The following is a 22,452-nucleotide window of genomic DNA, read 5'->3' on the forward strand; positions in this document are numbered from 1 at the left end:
GCGCGTCCGGCGCGCCGGCCCGGTCAGCGCCGGCCCGGTCAGCGCGGGCTCGGTCAGCGCGGGCTCGGTCAGCGCGGGACCACCGACGCGATCCGTGCGACCAGACGCTCGGCCGGCCCACGTCCCAGGAACCGGCTCCACAGCGCGGCGAACAGGGCGGCGCCGACGGCGAACCACCACCATGTGGCCGGCTCCTGCGGGAGCGGCGGCAGCACCGCGATGACGACGAGGTGGAGCGCGTAGATCGTCAGCGGCATCGACCCGATCGCGGCGAGCGGGAAGGCGATCCGGCGCGCGACGACGCCGCGGCCGTCGAACAGCAGCGTGCAGAGCCCGATCACGGCGACGGCGACGCCGGCCGTCCCGACGACGTCGACGATCGACGACGAGTGGTCCCGCGGGGACAGGAACACCTGCGCGAAGGCCTGCCCCGCGGACGCGCCCTGCGGCACGAACGGGACCCCGGGGAACGCGTCCCCTGCGTCCCACGGCACCGGTGCCGTCACTGCCCCGGTGATGGAGGCGGTGGTGGCGACCACTGCGCCGGACGCGAGGAGCGCGACCTGCGTGCTCCGAGCCTCCAGATCGGATCTGGCGACCGCGAGCCCGACCAGCACGTACGTCAGGAACGTGACCACGGGGTAGACGAGGCCGAGCTGCAGGGCGAAGGTGCTCGCGTCCGCGTAGGCCGGGACGATCGCGATCGCGACGGGCGCAGACAGCAGCGCACAGACGCCGGCGGCGGTGAGGAGCGCCCACCGGGGCCAGCGCAGTGCCGGGAGCACCAGCAGGAACAGCGCCCCGTAGGTCGGCAGGATGACGTAGACGGGCGTGTTCAGCGCCATCAGCAACAGGCCGATCACGACGATGACGACGGCCCGGATCGCCAGCCGTGCACGCACCCGCCCGATCTCGGGAGGGCCCGGCGGGTCGGTCCGGCCGCTCACCAGGCCCACCGAGACTCCGGCGAGCACGGCGAACAGCGTCGACGACCGCCCGTTCACCACGGCGGACCAGGTGGCGGGGTCCGACCAGTCGAGCTGCTCGGCGACACCCCCGACGTGCGCCGCCACCATGCCGAGGAGTGCGACGGCACGGGCGACGTCCACGCCGTACAGGCGTGCGCCCCGCGCCTCGGTGACGAGGGCGGGGCGCACGGCGGTCATCGGATCAGCTCCGGTCGGCGGTCTGCCCGGCTGCCGTGCGACCGAGCGACGCGTCGATCATCTCGTCGCGCGGGACGACCTTGACGCGCGCGCGACCGTGCGGCTCGCCGAGCGCGATCTCGTGCGCGTCCAGCCGGTGCCACCCCTCGAGGTCCGTGAACTCCACGCCACGCTCGCGCAGCAGCGCCGGGATCGCCTCCGGGGACGGGTCCTCCGGGGTCCACCAGCTCGCCTGGTCCCCCACGATGTGCTGCACGGTCTCCATCGCGTCCGACTTGGTGTGGCCGATGAGCCCGACGGGTCCGCGCTTGATCCATCCGGTCGCGTAGACGCCGGGGATCTGGCGGTTGTCGTCGTCGAGGACCTTGCCCTCGTGGTTCGGGATGACGCCGTGCCGCTCGTCGAACGGCACACCAGGGAGCTCGGAACCGAAGTACCCGACCGCGCGGTAGGCCGCCTGGATCGGGATCTCCCGGATCTCGCCGGTGCCCTCGACGCCGCCCTGCCCGTTCGGCCGGGTGCGCTCGTACCGGATCGCGGTCAGCTTGCCGTCCTCGCCCACGAACTCGAGCGGCTTCGCGTAGAAGTGCAGGTGCAGCCGACGGCTGGCGGTGCCGGGCTCGCGCTTCCGCCACTGCTCGAGGACACGGTTGATGACCATGACCTGCTTGTTCGTCTGGATCGCCGTGAGCGATGCCTCGTCGTGGTCGAAGTCCTCGTCGTACACGACCATGTCGACGTCGGGGACCTCGCCGAGCTCGCGGAGTTCGAGCGGGGTGAACTTCACCTGCGCGGGGCCGCGGCGGCCGAAGACGTGCACGTCGGTGACCGGCGATGCCTTGAGTCCCTCGTAGACGTTGTCCGGGATCTCGGTCGGCAGCAGGTCGTCGGCGTGCTTGGCGAGGATGCGCGACACGTCGAGGGCGACGTTGCCGTTGCCGATGACCGCGACGCTCTCCGCGGTGAGCGGCCAGGTGCGCGGCACGTCGGGGTGCCCGTCGAACCAGCTGACGAAGTCGGCGGCACCGTACGAGCCCTCGAGGTCGACGCCGGGGATGTCGAGGTCGGCGTCCTTGATGGCACCGGTCGAGAACACGACCGCGTTGTAGTGCTTCTTGAGGTCGTCGAGGGTGATGTCCTCGCCGAAGCGGACGTTGCCGAAGATGCGGATGTCACCGCGGTCGAGCACGTCGCGGAGTGCGTTCACGATCCCCTTGATGCGGGGGTGGTCCGGTGCGACGCCGTAGCGGACCAGGCCGTACGGCGCCGGCAGCTGCTCGAAGAGGTCGATCGACACGTCGTACGCGTGCGCTTCCCGCAGGAGGATGTCCGCGGCGTAGATGCCGGCGGGGCCGGCGCCGACGATGGCGAGGCGGAGGGTGGGCACTGATCGTCTCCAGTTTCGTTCGGGTGGGGTGCTCCCGTGGGCGTGTGGTCGGCTCGGCTAGTGCGTGCGGTCCACGACCGACTCGGCGAACCGGGTGAGGGCGCGCTTCACGACGCCGTCCGGCAGCGGTGCGAGGGCCACCACGGCTTCGTCCGCCCACTGGCCGGCGAGCGCGCGGGTCGCCGCGGTCGCCTCGTGGTCGCGGAGTGCCGCGACGGCCGACAGGTACGCGTCGGTGGTGACCGCGTCGTCCGGAGCACCGGTGACGTCGCGCTCGATCCGCTCGACCAGCTCGGCAGCGCCCCGATCGGTCGCGGCACGGCGGCGGAGCTGCAGCAACGGCAGGGTGTCGACGCCCGCGCGGAGGTCGTTGCCGGCGATCTTGCCGGTCTTGTCCTTCGCCGGGGCGAGGTCGATGACGTCGTCCACGAGCTGGAACGCGACGCCGACCTTCTCGCCGAACGTCCCGACGGCGTCGAGGTAGGCGCGGTCCGCGCCGGAGAACAGCACGCCGGCGCGGGCGGCGGTCGCGATGAGGGAGCCGGTCTTGTCGCTGAGGACCTGGATGTAGTGCTCGAGCGGGTCGTCGTCCGGCTCGGGGCCGGTGGTCTCGTGGAGCTGGCCCATGCAGAGGCGCTGGAACGTCTCCGCCTGCATCCGGATGCCCTCCGGCCCGAGGTCCGCCGTGATGAGGCTGGCCCGGGCGAAGAGCAGGTCGCCGGTGAGGATCGCGACGTTGTTGCCGTAGGTGACGTGGGCTGCCGGGACACCGCGGCGCACCGGGGCCTCGTCCATGACGTCGTCGTGGTACAGCGAGGCGAGGTGCGTCGTCTCGACGCTCACCGCCGCCTTCACGACGTGGTCGGTCACCCCGTTGCCGAGCTGCGCGATGAGCAGCGTCAGCGTCGGCCGGATCCGCTTGCCCCCGGCCGAGAGCAGGTAGCGGCTGGTCGTGTCCGCGAGGGTGTCGGCGGAGCGCATCGCGTCCTCGAGCCCCTGCTCGACGAGCTCGAGCCCGTCGTCGACCGCGGTGATGAACCGACGCTCCGCCGGACTGGCGAACATCCGCTCGCCGATGCCGAGCGACGCTCGGAGACTCGGTGCTCGGCGTGCGACCGGGACGCTCGGGTTCAAGTGCTGCTCCGTGTTTCGGGGAAGTCCGTCTGGGTGGGGGCCGGTCAGCTGTCGGTCGGCTCGACGCTCGGCTGCTCGCCGGTCGCCTGGTGCTCACGACGGGCCTTCGCGCGCCGCGCGACGGATTCTCGGACCGTCCCCGCGACGGGCTTGCGTCCGCGGTGCAGTGCGACGATACCGGCCGTGAGGTTGCGGTAGGCCACCATCGTGAAGCCGACACCACGGAGCCACTGGCTGAGGACCTGCTGGTCCGGCCACGCCTCGATCGACTCGGCGAGGTACTTGTACGCCGCCGGGTTGCTGCTCGAGAGCTTCGCGATACCGGGCAGGACACGCTTGAGGTAGGTGCCGTACCCGAAGCGCAGCGCGGCGAGCGGCGGCGTGGAGAACTCGCAGATGACGACACGGCCGCCGGGCTTCAGGACCCGGAGCATCTCGGTGAGCGCCTGCATCGGGTCGTTGACGTTGCGCAGGCCGAACGAGATCGTGACGGCGTCGAACGTGTCGTCCTCGAAGGGCAGGTGCTCCGCATCGCCCTCGACGAAGGTGATCTCGGGGTGGCGCTCACGACCGACGGCGATCATGCCGGCGGAGAGGTCGAGCGCCGTGACGTCTGCACCCTTCTTGGCGAACGCCGCAGCGCTCGTGCCCGTCCCCGCGGCGATGTCGAGCACGCGCTCACCTGGCTGGGGGTCGACGGCGCGCACGGTCGCCACCCGCCAGAGCGGGGCGTTGCCGGCGGAGAGGATGTCGTTGGTGAGGTCGTACTTCTCCGCGACGTCGTCGAACATGGCCGCCACCTCGTCCGGCCGCTTGTGCATGTCCGCTCTACTCACCCGACCAATCCTAGAGGTCCGTCCCGTGCGTTCCCGGGACACGCGGCGCGGCGTTCTCCTTGATGCGGCGCGCGTACGATCGTCCCGTGACCCGAACCGCCACGGCGGCCCTGCCGCTCACGGTCTCGACCCGGATCCTCGACGACCCGGGCGCCGTGCTCCGCCACACGCTCCCCGACACCCCGCTCGCCTTCGTGCGCAACGGTGACGGCATCGTCGGCATCGGCGAGGCGCTCCGGTTCGAGTTCACCGGGCCGTCCAGGATGCGGGACGCGGCGGAGGCATGGAAGACCATCGCCGAGCGCGCGGTGGTCGACGACCCGGTGCAGCTCCGCGGGTCCGGTCTCGTCGCGTTCGGCGCGTTCGCGTTCGCCGACGACTCGGCCGCGACCAGCGTGCTGATCGTGCCGCGCGTCGTCGTCGGACGCCGCCGGGGCAAGGCCTGGCTGACCGCGATCGACACCACGGCAGACCCCGCTCCGCTGGCGTTCACCCGGACCTCGGTGCCCGTCCCGCACGTGGGACCGCACCTGTCCGTCACCTTCTCCCCCGGACGCATCGACGAGGACGCCTATGCCGCATCGGTCGCCGAGGCCGTCCGTCGGATCACCGCCGGCGATGCGCAGAAGGTCGTCCTCGCTCGGGACCTCGTCGGCTCGCTGCCCCCCGGTGCCGACCGTCGTGCCCTCCTCCTCGACCTCGCCGACACCTACCCGCAGTGCGTCACGTTCGCCGTGGACGGACTCGTGGGGGCCACGCCGGAGACCCTCGCCCGCACGGACGGCACGCGGCTCACCGCCCGGGTGCTCGCCGGCAGCGCGGCACGCGGCACCGACGCCGTGTCGGACCGCGCCGCCGCCGAGGCCCTGGCATCGAGCGCGAAGGACGTCTCCGAGCACGCGTTCGCGATCAGGAGCCTCGTCGACGCGCTCCGCCCGCTCGCCACGGACCTGCGGGTCGACCCGGAGCCGTTCCGTCTGCAGCTGCCGAACCTGTGGCACCTCGCGAGCGACGTCCAGGCGACGCTGCCCGTCGGGACGACGTCGCTCGACATCGCCGACGCACTGCACCCGACCGCCGCTGTCGCCGGGACCCCGACCGATGTGGCCGTCCGGCTCGTGGCCGAGCTCGAAGGGGTCGACCGCGGCCGCTACGCCGGGCCCGTCGGCTGGCTCGGCGCATCGGGCGACGGCGAGTGGATGCTGGCGCTCCGGAGCGCGGAGATCGACCACGACGGCGCCGTGCGGGCATGGGCCGGCGCGGGCATCGTCGGTGAGTCGGACCCGGCGCGCGAGGTCGCCGAGACCGCGCTGAAGTTCCGCCCGATCCGCGACGCGCTGGCGTAGGGGCCTCTCCCCGACTCGGAACGACAGCGACTCCGTCGCTGGTTGCGGACGCAACGAACGCGCGGTGCGGCCGCCGGCCCTGGTCGCGACCAGCGCCGGACTGGAGGCTCGGTGCCGGACGCGCGCCGAGCCTCCAGTCCGGTGGTCGGGACGCGCCCGCCAGCGGGGAGCGATTCGAGGCTCAGTCGGCCAGGGGCACCTCGATGACCACTCGCTCGGCGGGGTCGGTGAGCACCTGCTCGAGATCCCCCCACGTCGCGGCACGGCGGTACTCCCACCCGAGCCCCCTGACGACCTGCTCGACGTCGACGTGCTGCGGGGTCGTCATCATCCGGCGCATGTCCGCCGCCGGGGTGGTCTCGGCGACCTCGAGCCCGCGGAAGATCGCCCCGCCGGAGTCGTTGCCGACGACGACCTGCACGCGGCTGGTGCGTTCCTCGGTCCCGGTGACGAACGCCCCGAGGTCGTGCAGGAACGTCAGGTCCCCGAGGAGCACGCGAGTCGTCCCGCCGGCTGCCTGCGTCTGCTCGAGCGCAGCGGCGATCCCGAGCGCGGTGGACACCGTGCCGTCGATGCCGGCGAGCCCGCGGTTGGCGTGCACGCGGATCTTCTTGCCGGGGACGCGGCCGTCGGCCACGCGGATGATCTGGGACGCGCCGAGGACCAGCCGGTCGTGCGGCCAGGTCACGCCCCAGACGGCGTCGGCGAGCATCGCCCGGTCGACCGGGCGGCGGCGCAGCGCGACCTCGTCGCGGAGGAACCGGTTGCGTTCTGCGCGGTCCTCCGACCGCTTCGCGTCCAGGTCCGGCCCGGCGTCGCCGTCGCCGAGCGCTGCACGGCTCGCGGCCGCCCAGCGGCCCACCCACGCGCGGTGTTCCGGACGGGTCCGGCCCGTCACGGTGACGTCGGACACCAGCCGGGAGGCTCGGCTCGGGTCGTACGCGTCGGCTCCGGCCCCGCGGACGGTCACCACCTCGACGTCGTCGCGCTGCAGGAGCGCCGGGACCTCGCGGCTGAGCGTCGGGTGGCCGAGCACGACGGCACGGCGGACCCGGCCGCCGAACTCCGGGTCGCGCAGCAGTTCGCGGTAGGTCACGGCGAGGTTCCGCCCGAAGCGCGCTCCGCTCGACACCTCGGCCAGCAACGGCGCACCGAGCTCCCACGCCACGCGTTCGGCGTCCTCGCCGGCGTCGTGCCCGGCGATCACGACGGTCGCGGGCTCGTCGTCCGGCGTGAGCTCCACGGCGCCGAGCCCGGTGTGGACGCGGCGGGTGGCGAACCCGAGGTCGATCTCGTCCTCCGGGACACCCTCGACGTCGGTGAGCGTCGCGGAGAGCGGTTCGCGGAAGGCGACGTCCAGCTGCACGGGCCCCGGCTGTCCGGTGTGTCCCGACGCCGCGGCGACGGTCTCGCGGACGGTGCTCCGGATGGTGTCGCGGGTGCTGTCGTCGACGCCGTGCTGCGTCGGTGCCTCGACCTCGCGGACGAACGAGACCGCCTGCGCGAAGATGCCGGGCTGGACGGTGGTCTGGTTGCTGCCGATCCCGCGGAGTTCGGCCGGACGGTCGGCGGACACGATGATCATCGGCACGCCGGAGTGGTGCGCTTCGAGCACGGCGGGGTGCAGGTTGGCGACGGCGGTACCGGACGTGGTGACCACGAGCGCGGGACGACCGGTCTCGACGGCGAGCCCCAGCGCGACGAACCCGGCCGTCCGCTCGTCGAGTCGCACGTGCACGGTGATGCCGCCGGCACGTTCGAGGGCGACCGCCGCGAGGGCGAGCGCCTGGGATCGGGACCCGGGGCTCACGACGACGTCGGTGACGCCGGCGCGGGCGAACTCCTGCAGGAGGGCGAGGGCGAAGTCGGACGCCGGACTGCCGGAGCCCTGCCGCACGCCGTCAGCGATCGGTGCGGCCGTCGTCGTCGGTGTCGTGGAACTGCTCTTCGAGGTTGCGGAGGGTCGCGTCGTCCTGGTCCTTGTCCGTGCGGGGCCGCTCGGGAGTCTGCTCACCGAGGAAGTCCGGGTCGTCTTCGGGACCACGGTACCGGGCGACACGCTCCGGAGCCGCCGGGGCCCTGCCGAGCAGGAACCAGAGGACGCCACCCAGGACCGGCAGGATGACGATCAGCAGGATCCAGATTCCGCGCCCGAGCGACCGGATGCGGTGCTTCGGCATCGTGGCGCAGTCGATGAGCGTGTAGACCGTGAACGCCACGGCGGCGACGACGACGACGAGCCACAAGCGGACCATGCCGAGGAGTGTAGGTGCCCAGGCTGTGACCGACCTCACGGTTCGCGAGTCCGTAGACTTGCCGGGTGAAAGCGTGGCTCGTCTACACCCTCGCCCGTCTCGGGATCTTCGCGGCGGCGCTCGTCGTCCTGTTCGTGATCGGCCTCCCGTGGTACTGGGCGACGATCGGCGCGGCGCTCATCGGCCTGCTCGTCTCGTACATCGCGCTGCCGAAGCTCCGCTCTGAGGTCACCACGAGCATGGCGAACCGACGCGGCCGCCCGGAGCGGGACGCCGACTCCGACTTCGAGGACGACTTCGTCTCGGCGTCCGACACCGACGTGGACGCCCCGGTGTCGGACGCCGACCGTCACGCGGAGCGCCGCGAGCACCCCACCGACTGACCCGTCCCGCCCAGGCCTGCGGCTACGGCTGCAGCGCGAGCGTGACGCCGAGCACGACGCCGTAGGCCAACGACCCGAACGACGACAGCTGCAGCGCGGTGATGAGCTCGCGCGGCTTGCGGGACGACACCCCGATCGCGAGTGCCGGCAGCACCAGCAGCAGCGAGAAGTACGTGAAGCCGGTCCGGAAGTACAGCAGCACGAACCAGATGAGCAGCACGTACGGCAGCAGCAGGAACAGGCCGTAGAGCACGCGGGCGATCGGCAGTCCGACGGTGACCGCCAGGGTCCGCTTGCCGGCGAGCCGGTCCTCGTCGATGTCACGGATGTTGTTGACCATCAGGACGGCGCAGGCGAAGAACCCGGCGGCGACGGCCGCTGCCCAGCCACTCGCGGTGACCCGGCCGATGAGCACGTACTCGGTCCCGAGCACGGCGACGAGACCGAAGAAGACGAAGACGAAGACCTCGCCGAGCGCGTTGTACCCGTACGGCTTCTTGCCGCCCGTGTAGAACCACGCGGCGACGATCGCTGCGGCGCCGACGATCAGCAGCCACCAGAGCTGAGTGAGGACCACGATGACGATGCCGGCGACGGCGGCGAGCCCGAAGAACGTCAGGGCGACCGTGAGCACCGTGCGGGGCTTGGCGAGGCCGGCGCCCGTGAGCCGGGCGGGGCCCACGCGGAACTCGTCGGTCCCGCGGACACCGTCCGAGTAGTCGTTGCTGTAGTTCACGCCGATCTGCAGGAACAGGGCGACGAGGAGCGCGAGCACGGCGATGGTGAGGTGGCCGTCCTTCGCGAAGAAGGCGCCGAAGTCACCGGCGATGCCGCTGTCGACGAAGCCCACCGTGGTGCCGAGCACGACCGGGACGACACCGAGCGTCAGGGTGCGGAGTCGTGCCCCGCCGATCCAGTCGCGTGCGGTCGCGCGACCGCGGGTCCGTGCCGGGGATGCCGCCTTGGCCGGGTTGCCCGACCTGCCCTGCTTGTGCGTCTCGTTCTTCGCTCGTGCCACGACCGTCAATCCTATTCGTGGGAGCTATCGATCAGCGACGAGTGCTCGGATCGCCCGCCGGTCGGGCTTGCCGGACGCGAGCATCGGCACGCGGTCGACGACCACGACCTCGGCGGGCCTCGCCGCGCGTCCGAGTGCCGCACCGACGTGGGCACGGACCGTGTCGAGGTCGAGCGGTGTCGCCGTCACGACGACGGGGACCTCGCCCCACTCCCCGGAGTCCCGACGGGTGACCACCGCGGCGTCCTGCCCGGGGAGCTCCCGGACGTGACGCTCGACCAGTCCGAGCGGGACCTTCTCGCCGCCCGAGATGATCACGTCGTCGAGCCGGCCGAGCACCCGGACCCGGCCGTCGTCGAGCGTCGCCGCGTCGCCCGTGCGGTACCACCGGAGCCCGTCACGCTCGACGAACGTCGCCGCGGTCCGGTCCGCGTCGCCGAGGTAGCCCTCCGCGAGCATGGGGCCGTGCAGCAGGAGCTCACCGTCGACGAGTTCCGTGCGGACGGTGCCGAACGGCCGTCCGTCGTAGACGCAGCCGCCACTCGTCTCGCTCGCGCCGTACGTCGTGACGACGTGCACACCGGCCGCCACCGCGCGTTCCCGCAGCGGTCCCGGGGTCGACTGACCGCCGACGAGGACCGCGTCGAACCCCGCCAGCGCTGCCGTCGCACGAGGGTCGTCGAGCACGCGGGCGAGCTGGACCGGGACGAGCGACGTGTACCGACGCGGTGCAGCCGGACCGGTCGCGAGCCGATCGGCGGCGTCCGCGAACGCCTCGGCCTCGAAGTGCCCGGGGGCGACGACCGACGGGGTCGTGCCCGCCGCGATCGACCGCGTGAGCACGTTGAGGCCGGCGATGTAGTGGGTCGGCAGCGCGAGCACCCACCCGCCGGGTCCACCGAGGGCGGCGTCGGCTGCCGCCGCGCCGGCGAGGAGCGCCTCGGAGGACAGCGCCACACGTTTGCCGGTGCCGGTGGAACCGCTCGTCTCGACGACGAGGGCGACCCGCTGCTCGACGTCAGCCGGAGCCGGGGTCGGCAGGGCGGGAACGCCCTCGGCGACGGGGAGCAGTGCGGGACCGCCGGCGAGGGCAGCCTCCAGGCCGCGCAGCACGGCCAGCGGGTCCGACGCGCCGAGCCGGACCAGGGGGCGGGGCATCAGGGACGCCGCATCAGTAGTGCCAGGGGAAGGACGTCCACTCGGGCGCGCGCTTCTCGAGGAACGAGTCGCGGCCCTCGACGGCCTCGTCGGTGCCGTAGGCGAGGCGGGTGGCCTCGCCGGCGAAGACCTGCTGGCCGACCATGCCGTCGTCGACCGCGTTGAAGGCGTACTTGAGCATCCGGATCGCCGTCGGGGACTTGCCGAGGATGATCTCGCCCCAGCGGATCGCCTCGCGTTCGAGGTCCTCGTGCGGCACGACGGCGTTCACGGCGCCCATCTCGTACGCGCGCTGTGCCGAGTACTCCTGCGCCAGGAAGAACACCTCTCGCGCGAACTTCTGGCCGATCTGCTTGGCGTAGTAGGCGCTGCCGTACCCGCCGTCGAACGACCCGACGTCGGCATCGGTCTGCTTGAACTTCCCGTGCTCGGCGCTCGCGATCGTGAGGTCGCAGATGGCGTGCAACGAGTGACCGCCGCCGGCCGCCCACCCGGGGACCACGGCGATGACGACCTTCGGCATCATGCGGATCAGTCGCTGGACCTCGAGGATGTGCAGCCGACCCATCGACGCCCGGGCTGCTGCCGGGTCCACGCCCTCCGGCGGGGCGCCCTCGTCACCGACGTACTGGTAGCCGCTGCGACCGCGGATGCGCTGGTCACCGCCGGAGCAGAACGCCCAGCCGCCGTCCTTCGGGCTCGGGCCGTTGCCGGTGAGCAGGACGACGCCGACGCGGGGGTCCTGGCGGGCGTCGTCGAGGGCGCGGTAGAGCTCGTCCACCGTGCGGGGGCGGAAGGCGTTCCGGACCTCTGGACGGTCGAACGCGATGCGGACGATCCCGTGCGAGACGTGCTTGTGGTACGTGATGTCGGTGAACGACGCCGCTGCGGGGGCGGTCGTCCAGACGTCGGGGTCGAACAGGTCGGACACGGTGTCGGGCATGCACCCAACCTATCGCCGGAGGCCTCCGCCCCGCCCTGTCTCCGAGGGGCCTATGCCCCCATGTCGGTGAGGAGCTCCGGGGCGACCATGACGACGAGCACGATGAGGATCACCGGGTTCGCGAAGAACGCCACGACGACGCCGATGGAGCCGTACCACCGGCCGAACCCGCCGACCGCGGCGATGAACCCGAGGACGGCGGCGACGAGCGTCAGGAACACGACGACGAAGCAGATGCCGAACGCGAAGGTCGTGTCGCCGCCCATGAACACCGCGAACGCGCTGGCGTCGACGGCGGCCGAGACGATGGCGAGGCCGAAGGCGATCTTGCCGACGAGGGGGTTCTTGCGGCGCCGTGTGGCGGTCTTCGCCCGGACGTCGACGGTGTTGCTGCGCATGAGGCGGGCGAACTCGTCGCTGCCCCCGCCGGGCGTGCTGCGTGACGACCGCTGGTGCGGGTTGGACGTCACGGAGCCTCCCTCTGGTCGCGGCGGATCGGAGCCGACCGAGGCCGACCGATGCATGCTAATGCTCTGCCCTGGCGGTCCCCTCCGAGGAACTGTGAGGTCCGCTGGACGAAGATGTCCGTGTGCCCCCCGCCCTTTCCGAACTCCTCGCCGACGCCCACGTCGTCGCCCTCCCGATGCGGGTCCGCTTCCGCGGGATCACCACGCGCGAGGCGATGGTCCTCCGCGGTCCGGCCGGGTGGACCGAGTTCTCCCCGTTCGTGGAGTACGACGACGCCGAAGCGGCTGCCTGGCTGCGCGGAGCGATCGACTTCGGCTGGACGGAGCACGTCCCCGCCGCGGCATCCGTCCCCGTCAACGCCACCGTTCCCGCGATCGAGCCGGGTGCCGTCGCCGGGCTCCTGGCACGCTACCCCGGGTGCACGACCGCGAAGGTCAAGGTGGCTGAGCCCGGGACGACGATCGACGACGACGTGGCGCGGGTCGCCGAGGTCCGTCGGGTGATGGGCCGGGCCGCGTCCGTGCGGGTCGACGCGAACGGCCTGTGGACCGTGGACCAGGCAGCGGAGGCGCTCGAGCGGCTCGCCCCGTACGACCTGCAGTACGCCGAGCAGCCCTGCCGCACGGTCCCGGAACTCGCAGCACTCCGATCGCGGATCGCCGGCCTCGGCGTGCCGATCGCTGCGGACGAGAGCGTCCGCAAGGCCTCTGACCCGCTGGCCGTCGCGCGGGCAGGGGCCGCCGACGTGCTCGTCGTGAAGGCGCAGCCGCTCGGCGGGATCACCGCGGCGCTGTCGGTGATCGAGTCGGCCGGGCTCCCCTGCGTCGTGTCCAGCGCACTCGACACGTCGGTCGGGCTCGGGATGGGGGCGTTCCTCGCCGCGGCCGCGATGTCACCCGGCTACGCCGCGGGGCTCGGGACCGCGGCGATGTTCGAGGGGGACGTCACGCCCGATCCGCTCCTGCCGGCGGACGGGAGGATCGGGGTGCGTCGCGTGGACGCCGCACCTTCCCTGGTGGCCCGGTTCGCCGCGCCGCCCGCGCGCACCGCGTGGTGGCGTTCCCGGCTCGAGCGGGTGCACGCCCTGCTCGCTGCCGCTCCGACCCGCCCCTGACGTCTCGCCCCTGACGTCCCGCCCCTGACGTCCCGCCCCTGACCTCCCGCCCCTGACCGGTCACGACCCCCCGCTCACATCCCCTGGGCGGTCACCATCTGTCGGTCGCTGGTCCGCAGAACGACGGGCCCTGACCACTCGGCGACGAACCGACGGGGTGTTGCGACCACTCGGCGACGAACCGACGGGGTGTTGCGACCACTCGGCGACAAACCGACGGGGTGTTGCGACCACTCGGCGACAAACCGACGGGGTGTTGCGACCACTCGGGCAGGCCCGAACGACCACTCGGGCAGGCCCGAGCCGGGCCCGGGGGCGGACCTGCACCGAGCCTCCAGGCCGGCGTGCCGCGTCAGCGGCGGACGACGCTCACAGACCGGAGTAGCTGTGCAGGCCCTTGAAGAACACGTTCACGACGGAGAAGTTGAACATGACGGCCGCGAACCCGATGAGCGCGAGCCACGACGACCGAGCGCCGCGCCACCCACGGGTCGCACGAGCGTGGATGTACCCGGCGTAGACGACCCAGATGATGAACGTCCAGACTTCCTTCGTGTCCCAGCCCCAGTAGCGTCCCCAGGCACGCTCGGCCCAGATCGCACCGGCGATGAGCGTGAAGGTCCAGAGGACGAAGCCGACGAGGAGCACGCGGTAGGTCAGGACCTCGAGCCGGTCGGCGTCCGGCAGCGTCTCCATGAAGCGGATCTTCTTGGACACCGCCGGGTGCCCGAGCCGGTAGGTCTGCACGAGCTGCGCCACCGCGAGCCCCGCGCCGAGCGCGAAGAACCCGGTGCCGGCGATCGCCACGAACACGTGGATGACGAGCCAGTACGACTGCAGCGCCGGCTGGAGCGGCACGACGGGCACGTAGTAGTTGACCGTCGCGATGCCGAGCAGGATGAGTGTGAGGCCCGTGATGAAGACGCCGAGGAACTTCAGGTTCTGCCAGAGCTGCACCAGCAGGAAGATCAGCACGATCAGCCCGGTGCCGGTCAGGGAGAACTCGAACATGTTGCCCCACGGCACACGGTCGGCCGCGATGCCACGGAGCACGATCGACCCGACGTGCAGGATGAGCGCGAGGATCGTCATCGCCATGCCGACCCGTTCGAACCGGGTGCCACGACGGCCGGAGCCGGTCTTCGCCGGTGCCTCCACCCGCTCGAGCACGACGGTACCGCCCTGGACGGTGGCGACCGTCTTCGCGGCGCCCTGCTGCTGCGCCGTCACGGACTGCGTGTCGGTCGCGACGGACACCTCGCCCGCACGCTTGGCCATGTCCAGCGCGAACGAGATGAACGCGATCACGTAGACGGCCATCGCCGAGTACGTGAGCACGACCGAGTAGGTCGCGAGGTTCTCCGTCATGTTCACTGGGGCATCCTAACTCCGAGGTCCGACGTGTGCCGCGTGGCGATCTCGCCGACGGCACGCTCGAGATTGGGGTCCTCGCCGCGGGCGAGGCCCGCGTACTCGAGGTCGTACTCGCCGTTCGCCGCGCCCGTCCTGGGCACGACCTTCACCCAGACGCGACGACGCGGGACGAAGAGCGAGGTGAGGAGGCCGAGCACGGCGAGCACCGCGAAGCCACCGACGAAGAGCTGCGACGGGTCGTGGTGCACGTCGAGCGACACGTACCGCTTGACGCCGTCGAACGTGATCGACCCGGCGTCCCCCGGCAGTTTCTTGGTCTGCCCGGGCTTCAGCTGGATGCTCGCGGTGTCCGCCTTGGTGCCGGCGATCTGCTTCAGCCCCTTGGTGTCGAGCTGGTAGACGCTCCGCGGCACACCGTCGTCGAGCCCGAGGTCGCCCGTGTAGACCTGCAGCGAGAGCAGCGGGTTCTCGATGTCCGGGTAGGTCGAGGCGTACGCGCCGGTCGTCTGCTTCACCGCCGTCGGGTAGAAGAACCCGACCATGCCGAGCTGGTCCGGCGACGCGTCCGGGACCTTGATGACGCCGGTGGAGGTGTAGTTCGCGTCAGCGGGGAGGAACGGCACGACGTCCTGGAACGCCACGTTCCCGTCGCCGTCGCGCACGGTCACGTTCATCGCGTACCCGTTGCCGAGCAGGTAGACGTTCGTGCCGCCGATGGAGAGCGGTTCGTTGACGCCGAGGCGGCTGGTCTTCGACTCACCGCCCTTCTCCTTGCTCGTCACCGTGGCGGAGTAGTCCGTCGCCTGGCCGAGGGCGTTGAGGTTCCGCTCCTCGTACTTCGTGACGAACTTGTCGAGGGTCAGGTTGTAGCCCTTGAGCTGCTCCTGGTTGAACCAGCGACCAGGGTTGAACGAGTCGTACGAGCCGAGCACGTTCGAGAACGTCTGGCCTTCCACGAGGAGCCGCTGGCCGGTGTACCCGAAGCCGCCGCCGATGCCGACGGCGATCAGCACGCCGACGAGCGCCGCGTGGAAGACGAGGTTGCCCGTCTCGCGCAGGTAGCCGCGCTCCGCGCTCACCGAGTCGCCGAAGCGCTCGACGCGGTACCCGGAGCGCTTCAGGAGCGCCATGGCACGCGTGACCGCGCGGTCGACGGACGGGAGGCCCGTGGCCGCGTCCGTCTCGGTCGCGCCGTCCGCCATCGTGTCCGGTTCGACCGCCACGGTGCGGAACCCCGCGAGTCGCGTCAGGCGGACCGGCGTCTTCGGCGGGCGGGTGCGGAGCGCCTGCCAGTGGTGCCGGGTGCGGGGCACGATGCAGCCGATGAGCGACACGAAGAGCAGCAGGTAGATCGCGGAGAACCACACCGAGGTGTAGGTGTCGAAGACCTGGAGCTTGTCGAGGATCGGGTAGAGCGTCGCGTGGTCGGCCTTGTACTGTACGACGCCGTTCGGGTCCGCCGTGCGCTGCGGCACGAGGGACCCAGGGATCGCCGCGAGGGCGAGCATCATCAGCAGGAACAGCGCGGTCCGCATGCTGGTCAGCTGGCGCCAGAAGAAACGCACGTACCCGACGAAGCCGAGCTTCGGCTGGTTCACGCCGGCGTCGGTCGTCGCCGCCGCGGTGCCGTCGACGTGGTCGGACGGCCGCTGCGGGTCGGATGCGGTGTCGGCGCCCTCGTTCGTCGCCTGGTCGGTGCCGGTGAGGTCGTTCTCGGACTCAGACTGCCGGGACATAGCTCTGGATCACCGCCCCCACGCTCGACATGACGGCCGACCAGATACCGGTGACCATGAGCAGACCGATGACGATCAGGATCGCTCCTCCGATGATGTTGACGATGCGCATGTGGCGCTTGACGACGCGGATCGCTCCGGAGGCCCAGCCGGCGCCGAGCGCGACGAGCAGGAACGGGATGCCGAGGCCCAGGCAGTACGCGACGCCGAGCCACATCCCCTGCCAGGCACTGCCGGACTGCACGCTGAGCAGGTTGATCGCGGCGAGCGTCGGGCCGAGGCACGGGGTCCAGCCGAGACCGAACACGATGCCGAGCAGCGGTGCGCCGACGAGCCCGGTCGCCGGGGTCCACGACGGCTTCAGGGTGCGCTGGAGGAACGTGAAACGGCCGACGAACACCAGGCCCATCACGATCACCACGACACCGAGGACCTGCGTGATGAGGTCGCGCCAGCGGACGAGCCAGAACCCGAGCGCACCGAACACCGTCGTGTAGGCGACGAACACCGCCGTGAAGCCGAGGACGAAGAGCAGCACCCCGAGCACGACGCGGCCGCGTCCCCGTCCGCCCTCGGCGACACCGCCGACGTACCCGAGGTACCCGGGGACGAGGGGCAGCACGCACGGCGACAGGAACGAGACGAGCCCGGCGAGCAGCGCCACCGGGAGGGCGACGAGCATCTGCCCGCTGAGGATCGCGTCGGCGAAGGGATTGCTGCTCACAGCTCAGGAGGCCTTGCCGCTGAGCTCGTCCGACACCAGGGTGTCCAGGATGCTCGTACTGTCCACGGCACCGAGCACGCGGGCCGCGACCCGGCCCTGCTTGTCGAGGACGATCGTCGCCGGGACCGCGTTCGGGGCGATCTGCCCGGAGAGCGCGAGCTGCATCTCGCCCTTGTCGGCGTCGAGCACGGTCGGGTAGTCGACCTTGAAGGTGCGCTCGAACGCGGCGGCGGTGGCCTTCTGGTCGCGCACGTTCACGCCGATGAACTGGACCTGGTCGTCGGTGTACTTCTGGTGCACCTCGTTCAGGTACTTCGCCTCGGCACGGCACGGCGGGCAGCCGGCGTACCAGAAGTTCAGGACGACGACCTTGCCGCGGAGCGCCTTCGCCGTCAGCTCGTCGCCGTCGGTGGTCGTCGCGTCGAAGTCGACCGCGTCCGTGCGCTTGTCCTGGGCGACCTCGGTCACCGCACCGTCGCCGGAGATGTAGTTCTGCGTCGTCCCGCTGCCGTACTGCTGCGAGAGCTTGTCGCTGCTGCCGGAGGAGCAGCCGGTGAGGGCGATCGCGGCGACCAGCATGGTCGCTCCGACGGCGAGGAGCCGCCCCTTCGTGCTGCGCTCGGTCACACTGCTCCTTCGTCGATCGCCGTCCCGCGGAGTTCCTCGGCCGGGTCGGCGTACCCGACCTCGGTGAACCGACCGCTCGGCGTGGCGGGGACACGCTCGAGGGTGGTGATGCTCGAGAGGTCGCAGCGACGCTTGCGCGGGTCGTGCCACAGGGGCTCCCCCGCGAGACGCCGGTGCACCATCCAGATCGGCAGCTGGTGACTGACCAGGACGACGTCGCCCTCGTCGGTGCTCTCCCACGCGGTGGCGACGGCGGCGAGCATGCGGTTCGCGATCGACTCGTACGCCTCCCCCCAGCTCGGGCGGAGCGGGTTCGCGATCCAGGGCCACTCGGCCGGACGACGGAGCGAGCGCTTCGTGAACCCGGGGGGCTGTCCCTCGTAGCGGTTCGTCGGCTCGATCAGGCGTTCGTCGAGCGTGACGTCGAGGCCGTACGCCTCGGCCCACGGTGCGGCGGACTCCTGCGTGCGCTGCAGCGGCGAGGCGATGATCCGGCGCACGTCGACGCCGGACTCCTTCCACGCGGCGGCGGACGCGGCGGCCATGGCCGTGCCGAGCTCGCTCAGTCCGAAGCCCGGGAGTCGGCCGTAGAGCACACGGTCCGGGTTGTGTACCTCGCCGTGCCGCACGAGGTGGATTCGGGTCGCGGGCATGGGTTCCAGTCTAGGTCGCTCAGCTGTTCCCACCGCCCGCACAGACGATCCACGGCTTCGGGAGCACTCAGTCGAGGTGACCGGAGAGCCTGCCGTGCAGCGCGACCGACCCGGTGTTCAGGTTGACGACCTCGACGGTCGAGCCGTGCTTGGCGAACCGCTGCTCCACGCCGTCGAGTGCCGCCACGGTGCTCGCGTCGAACACGTGCGCCTCGGACATGTCGATGACGACGTGCTCGGGGTCCTCGGCGTAGGAGAACCGGGTGACGAGGTCGTTCGAGGACGCGAAGAACAGCGCGCCGCGGACCCGGTAGCGGACGGTGTGCTCGTCGACGGGCTCCCGCACCACGGTGACGACGTGCGCCACGCGCCGCGCGAACACCAGCGCCGCGACGACGACACCCACGATCACCCCGGTGGCGAGGTTGTTCGTCAGCACGACGACGACCACGGTGATGACCATGACGGCCGTCTCGCCGAGGGGCATGCGGCCGAGGGTCCTCGGGCGGATGCTGTGCCAGTCGAAGGTGGCGACGCAGACCATCAGCATCACAGCCGTCAGTGCCGCCATCGGGATCTCGGCCACCACGTCGTGCAGCACGATCGTGAGCACGAGGACGGACGCCCCCGCGACGAAGGTCGAGATCCTGGTCCTGGCGCCTGCCGTCTTCACGTTGATGACGGTCTGCCCGATCATCGCGCAGCCACCCGTGCCGCCGAAGAACGCCGACACGACGTTCGCGATGCCCTGACCCCAGGACTCGCGCCACTTGCTCGAGCCGGTCTCGGTGATGGCGTCGACGAGCTGCGCCGTGAGCAGCGTCTCGATGAGGCCGACGATCGCCATGCCGAAGGCGTACGGCGCGATGATCGAGAGGGTCTCGAACGAGAACGGCACCGTGATCCCGCTGAACCCGGGCAGCGCGGTCGGCAGTGCACCCTCGTCCCCGACCGTCGGGACGGCGACGCTGAAGACGATGGTGACCGCGGTGATGACGACCACGGCGACGAGCGGCGCGGGGACCGCCTTCGTCAGGAACGGGAACGCGACGATGATCGCGACGCCGAGTGCCGTCAACGGCCAGACCACGAGCGGCACGTCGCGGCCGAACAGGTTCGGCAGCTGCGCCGTGAAGATGAGGATCGCGAGGGCGTTCACGAACGCCACGTTGACGCTGCGCGGGATGAACCGCATCAGCCGTGCGACGCCGAGGAACCCGAGTACGAGCTGGATCACGCCGCCGAGCACGATCGTCGGGACCAGGTAGTCGATCCCGTGCTCGCGCACCAGCGGGGCGATCACGAGCGCGACGGAGCCGGCTGCTGCGGACACCATCGCCGGGCGGCCGCCGACGATCGCGATCACCACGGCGATGACCACGCTCGAGAAGAGCCCGACCGCCGGGTCGACGCCCGCGACGACCGAGAAGGAGATCGCTTCGGGGATGAGGGCGAGCGCGGTGACGATCCCGGCGAGCACCTCGCGCGTCAGGAGCCTCGGCGAACGGAGTGCGGACAGGACGCTCGGGGTCGCCGGCGCTGAGGTGAGGGTCGTCATCGCCGACGACTCTACCGTTACGTGAGGGTAGAGTTGTCCGCGATGAGCGACCAGGACGACGCGCACGAGGCCGGCACGATGCACATCGGCGAACTCGCCGACCGCGCAGGGATGTCGCTCCGGACGATCCGGCACTACGACGAGGTCGGTCTGCTCGTCCCGAGCGGCAGGACCACCGGCGGCTTCCGCGTCTACACCCCGCGCGACCTGGAGCGTCTGCTCGTCATCCGCCGGATGAAGCCGCTCGGGTTCTCACTCGAGGAGATGGGCGACCTGCTCGGCATCGTCGACGGGCTCCCCGGCGGTGATGCGGAGGACACGGCCGCACGCGCAGCGCGCCTCGATGCCTTCCTGGAGGACGCGAGGGCCCGCCACGCGAAGCTCGTCGAGCGAGCGGGCATGGCCGAGGAGTTCATCGGCACCCTCGGCACCCTCCGCGCCGCGCTCCCCTGACCTGGCCGAATCCTCGAGTTCCGCTCGTTCCGCGAGCTCCCTGCGCTCGCGGATCATCGCGCGGATCATCAGTTGGATCCGTTCCTGCTCGGCGAGGACCTTCTCGACCTTCCACGGGCGGAACCGATGCCGCTTTCGGATCGCCTTCCGCCGTTGTTCCGCCCGGTACGCGTTCCACTCGTCCATTGCAATGCCCATGTGGCGTCCCCTTTCTCGAAGCCGGTGATCTCGGACACGATGCTCACGAACTCGACGTCCTCATCGCGAGCAATCTGCATGTCGTACACCGCTCGGAACGCGTCGCGACCGATGTCGTTCCGCCCGACGTCATCGGCGCACAGGAGGTCCACGGCCCACACGATCCGCGTCCACGCCCGGTCGCGCTCTTCACGGTGGACGTCGCGGCGCCACCGGAGGACGGCCCAGCACCCGCCGACCACCGCGCCGAGGAGCGTCAGCGCAGCAGCGCTCAGCGCCGCCACCACCGTCGCGACCGCCGCAGGTGGCCAGGCCGCGAGTGCTTCGATCCCCTCCGTCATGAGGACCTCCTCCCCGCTCGCGACCCGGCCACATCGAGAACGCTACGAGCGCGGCGGAGGCGATCCGAGCCTCCAGGCCGCATCTGTGGACGACCACCGGACGCAACCGGGCTGTGGAGAACCGGCGGCCCGGTAGACTCGACGACCGTGATCGAACGCACCCGCATCAGCGACCTCGCCGCCCTCCCCGACGGTCCCGTCTCCGTGGCCGGATGGGTCGAGACCGTCCGCGATCAGAAGAAGGTGCAGTTCGTCGTGCTGCGCGACGAGACCGGCGCCGTCCAGCTCGTCAACCCCGCGACGCGCGAGGCGACCGAGGGCGACGACGTGTCGGCGGCGGCACTCGCCACGACCGAGGCGATCTCGGGTCTGGCGCACGGCTCCTTCATCCACGTCACCGGCACCCTGAAGCACGACGAGCGCGTCAAGCTCGGCGGCCTCGAGGTCAAGGTCGGCGAACTGACCCTCGTCAGCGCGGCGATCCCGGAGACCCCGATCGCCGACGACTCCTCGCTCGACAAGCGACTCGACTGGCGCTTCCTCGACCTGCGCAACCGCAAGCAGAACCTCATCTTCCGCATCCAGACGACGATGGAGCACGCGTTCCGCTCGTACTGGGTCGAGCGCGACTACATCGAGATCCACACCCCGAAGCTGATGGCCTCGGCGTCGGAGTCCCGCGCCGAGCTCTTCCAGCTCGAGTACTTCGAGACGACGGCGTACCTCGCGCAGTCGCCGCAGAACTTCAAGCAGATGGCGCAGCCGGCCGGCTTCGGCGCTGTGTTCGAGATCGCCGACGCGTTCCGCGCCGACCCCTCGTTCACCAGCCGTCACGCCACCGAGTTCACCTCCGTCGACGCGGAGTTCTCGTGGATCGAGTCGCACGAGGACGTCATGGCGATGCACGAGGAGGTCCTCGTCGCCGGCATCAGCGCGGTCAAGGAGAAGTACGGCAAGGACATCGAGGAGGTCTTCGGCTTCGAGCTGCAGGTCCCGACCGCGCCGTTCCCCCGCGTCACCCTCGCCGAGGCCCGCAAGATCGTGGCCGACAGCGGCCACGACGTCGTCCGCGCCGACGGCGACCTCGACCCGGAGGGCGAGCGCCGCGTGTCCGCATGGGCCAAGGAGCACCACGGCTCCCAGTTCGTGTTCGTCACCGACTACGAGGCCTCGATCCGGCCGTACTACCACATGCGTCACGCCGACGACCCGACGCTCACGAACAGCTACGACCTGCTGTTCAACGGCGCCGAGATCTCCACGGGCGCGCAGCGCGAGCACCGCGTCGACGTCCTCACGGCACAGGCCGAGGAGAAGGGGCTCGACGCCACCGAGCTCGGCTGGTACCTCGACTTCTTCCGCTACGGCGTCCCGCCGCACGGTGGCTTCGGCATGGGCCTCGCGCGCGTGCTGATGCTCATGCTGGGTGAGCCGTCCATCCGCGAGGTCACGTACCTGTTCCGCGGCCCGACCCGCCTGACCCCGTAGGTCCGCCCGCGGGTCGGCTCCGTCGGCCCCGTGTCCGTCCGCACAACCGAAAGCGGCTCGCACCACGGATTCCCGTGGCGCGAGCCGCTTTC

Annotated in this window: 22 protein-coding genes; 5 read left to right on the top strand and 17 right to left on the bottom strand. The window is 71.2% G+C overall.

Going from position 1 to position 22,452, the window contains the following annotated elements; translation table 11 throughout:
• Positions 1-68: 68 nt before the first annotated feature.
• The 4 genes from AAEP80_RS15720 to AAEP80_RS15735 are packed head-to-tail and all read right to left on the bottom strand — an operon-like array spanning position 69 to position 4,523.
• Positions 69-1,166 carry a heparan-alpha-glucosaminide N-acetyltransferase domain-containing protein gene (locus tag AAEP80_RS15720; RefSeq protein WP_420365071.1) on the bottom strand — a complete coding sequence of 366 codons (1,098 nt, stop codon included), beginning with the start codon at positions 1,164-1,166 and terminating at the stop codon, positions 69-71.
• Between the two features lie 4 nt (positions 1,167-1,170).
• Positions 1,171-2,553, bottom strand: coding sequence for an FAD-dependent oxidoreductase (locus AAEP80_RS15725; RefSeq protein ID WP_420365072.1), 1,383 nt, complete (start codon positions 2,551-2,553; stop codon positions 1,171-1,173).
• A 57-nt stretch (positions 2,554-2,610) separates the two neighbouring features.
• Entirely contained in the window at positions 2,611-3,687 is a 1,077-nt protein-coding gene (locus AAEP80_RS15730; protein WP_413601471.1) for a polyprenyl synthetase family protein, read from the bottom strand.
• 44 nt (positions 3,688-3,731) lie between these two features.
• Positions 3,732-4,523 (bottom strand): demethylmenaquinone methyltransferase, encoded by a 792-nt coding sequence (locus tag AAEP80_RS15735; protein ID WP_281265142.1) that lies wholly within the window; start codon positions 4,521-4,523, stop codon positions 3,732-3,734.
• 86 nt (positions 4,524-4,609) lie between these two features.
• On the opposite strand from AAEP80_RS15735, the gene AAEP80_RS15740 reads away from it, so the two are divergent.
• Complete coding sequence (locus AAEP80_RS15740; RefSeq protein ID WP_420365073.1) at positions 4,610-5,869, top strand: isochorismate synthase; 1,260 nt, start codon at positions 4,610-4,612, stop codon at positions 5,867-5,869.
• 181 nt (positions 5,870-6,050) lie between these two features.
• On the opposite strand, the gene menD is transcribed toward AAEP80_RS15740, so the two are convergent.
• Together menD and AAEP80_RS15750 are read right to left on the bottom strand one after the other, a co-directional pair.
• Positions 6,051-7,766: a 2-succinyl-5-enolpyruvyl-6-hydroxy-3-cyclohexene-1-carboxylic-acid synthase gene (menD, locus tag AAEP80_RS15745; protein WP_420365074.1), complete on the bottom strand. Its 1,716-nt coding sequence runs from the start codon at positions 7,764-7,766 to the stop codon at positions 6,051-6,053.
• A 4-nt stretch (positions 7,767-7,770) separates the two neighbouring features.
• On the bottom strand, positions 7,771-8,124 hold the full coding sequence (locus tag AAEP80_RS15750; protein WP_420365075.1) for a PLD nuclease N-terminal domain-containing protein: 354 nt from the start codon (positions 8,122-8,124) through the stop codon (positions 7,771-7,773).
• Positions 8,125-8,189: 65 nt separating this feature from the next.
• Between AAEP80_RS15750 and AAEP80_RS15755 the strand changes: the two genes are divergently transcribed.
• On the top strand, positions 8,190-8,507 hold the full coding sequence (locus AAEP80_RS15755) for a DUF4229 domain-containing protein (protein WP_281265145.1): 318 nt from the start codon (positions 8,190-8,192) through the stop codon (positions 8,505-8,507).
• Between the two features lie 22 nt (positions 8,508-8,529).
• Here the strand turns inward: AAEP80_RS15755 and AAEP80_RS15760 are convergent, their stop codons facing one another.
• From AAEP80_RS15760 to AAEP80_RS15775, 4 genes are read right to left on the bottom strand one after another with little or no spacing between them, the layout of a single operon-like run.
• Positions 8,530-9,525, bottom strand: coding sequence for a 1,4-dihydroxy-2-naphthoate polyprenyltransferase (locus AAEP80_RS15760; protein WP_420365076.1), 996 nt, complete (start codon positions 9,523-9,525; stop codon positions 8,530-8,532).
• A gap of 24 nt (positions 9,526-9,549) precedes the next feature.
• The gene (locus tag AAEP80_RS15765) at positions 9,550-10,683 is read right to left on the bottom strand and encodes an AMP-binding protein (RefSeq protein WP_420365077.1); all 1,134 of its coding nucleotides are present in this window, start codon (positions 10,681-10,683) and stop codon (positions 9,550-9,552) included.
• Between the two features lie 13 nt (positions 10,684-10,696).
• Complete coding sequence (locus AAEP80_RS15770; RefSeq protein ID WP_420365078.1) at positions 10,697-11,626, bottom strand: 1,4-dihydroxy-2-naphthoyl-CoA synthase; 930 nt, start codon at positions 11,624-11,626, stop codon at positions 10,697-10,699.
• Between the two features lie 50 nt (positions 11,627-11,676).
• The gene (locus AAEP80_RS15775) at positions 11,677-12,096 is read right to left on the bottom strand and encodes a hypothetical protein (RefSeq protein WP_281265149.1); all 420 of its coding nucleotides are present in this window, start codon (positions 12,094-12,096) and stop codon (positions 11,677-11,679) included.
• A 119-nt stretch (positions 12,097-12,215) separates the two neighbouring features.
• On the opposite strand from AAEP80_RS15775, the gene AAEP80_RS15780 reads away from it, so the two are divergent.
• On the top strand, positions 12,216-13,208 hold the full coding sequence (locus AAEP80_RS15780) for an o-succinylbenzoate synthase (RefSeq protein ID WP_420365079.1): 993 nt from the start codon (positions 12,216-12,218) through the stop codon (positions 13,206-13,208).
• Positions 13,209-13,577: 369 nt separating this feature from the next.
• Here AAEP80_RS15780 and ccsB read toward each other — a convergent pair whose 3' ends face one another.
• From ccsB to AAEP80_RS15810, 6 genes are all read right to left on the bottom strand, one after another.
• On the bottom strand, positions 13,578-14,576 hold the full coding sequence (gene ccsB / locus AAEP80_RS15785; protein ID WP_281267611.1) for a c-type cytochrome biogenesis protein CcsB: 999 nt from the start codon (positions 14,574-14,576) through the stop codon (positions 13,578-13,580).
• 2 nt (positions 14,577-14,578) lie between these two features.
• The gene (resB, locus tag AAEP80_RS15790; RefSeq protein WP_420365080.1) at positions 14,579-16,318 is read right to left on the bottom strand and encodes a cytochrome c biogenesis protein ResB; all 1,740 of its coding nucleotides are present in this window, start codon (positions 16,316-16,318) and stop codon (positions 14,579-14,581) included.
• Positions 16,302-17,000 carry a cytochrome c biogenesis CcdA family protein gene (locus AAEP80_RS15795; RefSeq protein ID WP_281267612.1) on the bottom strand — a complete coding sequence of 233 codons (699 nt, stop codon included), beginning with the start codon at positions 16,998-17,000 and terminating at the stop codon, positions 16,302-16,304. Before AAEP80_RS15795 ends, resB begins: the two co-directional genes overlap by 17 nt.
• Before the next feature lie 45 nt (positions 17,001-17,045).
• Positions 17,046-17,669, bottom strand: coding sequence for a TlpA family protein disulfide reductase (locus AAEP80_RS15800; RefSeq protein ID WP_420365081.1), 624 nt, complete (start codon positions 17,667-17,669; stop codon positions 17,046-17,048).
• Positions 17,666-18,322: a histidine phosphatase family protein gene (locus AAEP80_RS15805; RefSeq protein ID WP_281265153.1), complete on the bottom strand. Its 657-nt coding sequence runs from the start codon at positions 18,320-18,322 to the stop codon at positions 17,666-17,668. The genes AAEP80_RS15800 and AAEP80_RS15805 overlap by 4 nt, the downstream gene beginning before the upstream one ends.
• A gap of 67 nt (positions 18,323-18,389) precedes the next feature.
• Positions 18,390-19,880, bottom strand: a complete 1,491-nt coding sequence (locus tag AAEP80_RS15810) for a SulP family inorganic anion transporter (RefSeq protein WP_420365082.1) — start codon at positions 19,878-19,880, stop codon at positions 18,390-18,392.
• 42 nt (positions 19,881-19,922) lie between these two features.
• On the opposite strand from AAEP80_RS15810, the gene AAEP80_RS15815 reads away from it, so the two are divergent.
• Complete coding sequence (locus AAEP80_RS15815; RefSeq protein WP_413601461.1) at positions 19,923-20,333, top strand: MerR family transcriptional regulator; 411 nt, start codon at positions 19,923-19,925, stop codon at positions 20,331-20,333.
• A 68-nt stretch (positions 20,334-20,401) separates the two neighbouring features.
• Here the strand turns inward: AAEP80_RS15815 and AAEP80_RS15820 are convergent, their stop codons facing one another.
• Positions 20,402-20,872 (bottom strand): hypothetical protein, encoded by a 471-nt coding sequence (locus AAEP80_RS15820; protein ID WP_420365083.1) that lies wholly within the window; start codon positions 20,870-20,872, stop codon positions 20,402-20,404.
• A 147-nt stretch (positions 20,873-21,019) separates the two neighbouring features.
• Here AAEP80_RS15820 and aspS point away from each other — a divergent pair, with 147 nt between their 5' ends.
• Entirely contained in the window at positions 21,020-22,360 is a 1,341-nt protein-coding gene (gene aspS, locus AAEP80_RS15825) for an aspartate--tRNA(Asn) ligase (protein ID WP_420365084.1), read from the top strand.
• The last annotated feature ends 92 nt before the right edge of the window (positions 22,361-22,452 follow it).

The sequence above is a fragment of the Curtobacterium sp. L3-7 genome (genome assembly GCF_048756585.1).
Taxonomy (GTDB): Bacteria; Actinomycetota; Actinomycetes; order Actinomycetales; family Microbacteriaceae; genus Curtobacterium.

What these genes read in the sequence shown, in the direction of transcription:
- AAEP80_RS15720 (WP_420365071.1), bottom strand. Translation starts at nt 1,166, where the DNA reads ATGACCGCCGTGCGCCCCGCCCTCGTCACCGAGGCGCGGGGCGCACGC.
- AAEP80_RS15750 (WP_420365075.1), bottom strand. Translation starts at nt 8,124, where the DNA reads ATGGTCCGCTTGTGGCTCGTCGTCGTCGTCGCCGCCGTGGCGTTCACG.
- AAEP80_RS15765 (WP_420365077.1), bottom strand. Translation starts at nt 10,683, where the DNA reads ATGCCCCGCCCCCTGGTCCGGCTCGGCGCGTCGGACCCGCTGGCCGTG.
- AAEP80_RS15770 (WP_420365078.1), bottom strand. Translation starts at nt 11,626, where the DNA reads ATGCCCGACACCGTGTCCGACCTGTTCGACCCCGACGTCTGGACGACC.
- ccsB (WP_281267611.1), bottom strand. Translation starts at nt 14,576, where the DNA reads ATGACGGAGAACCTCGCGACCTACTCGGTCGTGCTCACGTACTCGGCG.
- resB (WP_420365080.1), bottom strand. Translation starts at nt 16,318, where the DNA reads ATGTCCCGGCAGTCTGAGTCCGAGAACGACCTCACCGGCACCGACCAG.
- AAEP80_RS15795 (WP_281267612.1), bottom strand. Translation starts at nt 17,000, where the DNA reads ATGCTCGTCGCCCTCCCGGTGGCGCTGCTCGCCGGGCTCGTCTCGTTC.
- AAEP80_RS15805 (WP_281265153.1), bottom strand. Translation starts at nt 18,322, where the DNA reads ATGCCCGCGACCCGAATCCACCTCGTGCGGCACGGCGAGGTACACAAC.
- AAEP80_RS15810 (WP_420365082.1), bottom strand. Translation starts at nt 19,880, where the DNA reads ATGACGACCCTCACCTCAGCGCCGGCGACCCCGAGCGTCCTGTCCGCA.
- AAEP80_RS15815 (WP_413601461.1), top strand. Translation starts at nt 19,923, where the DNA reads ATGAGCGACCAGGACGACGCGCACGAGGCCGGCACGATGCACATCGGC.
- AAEP80_RS15820 (WP_420365083.1), bottom strand. Translation starts at nt 20,872, where the DNA reads ATGACGGAGGGGATCGAAGCACTCGCGGCCTGGCCACCTGCGGCGGTC.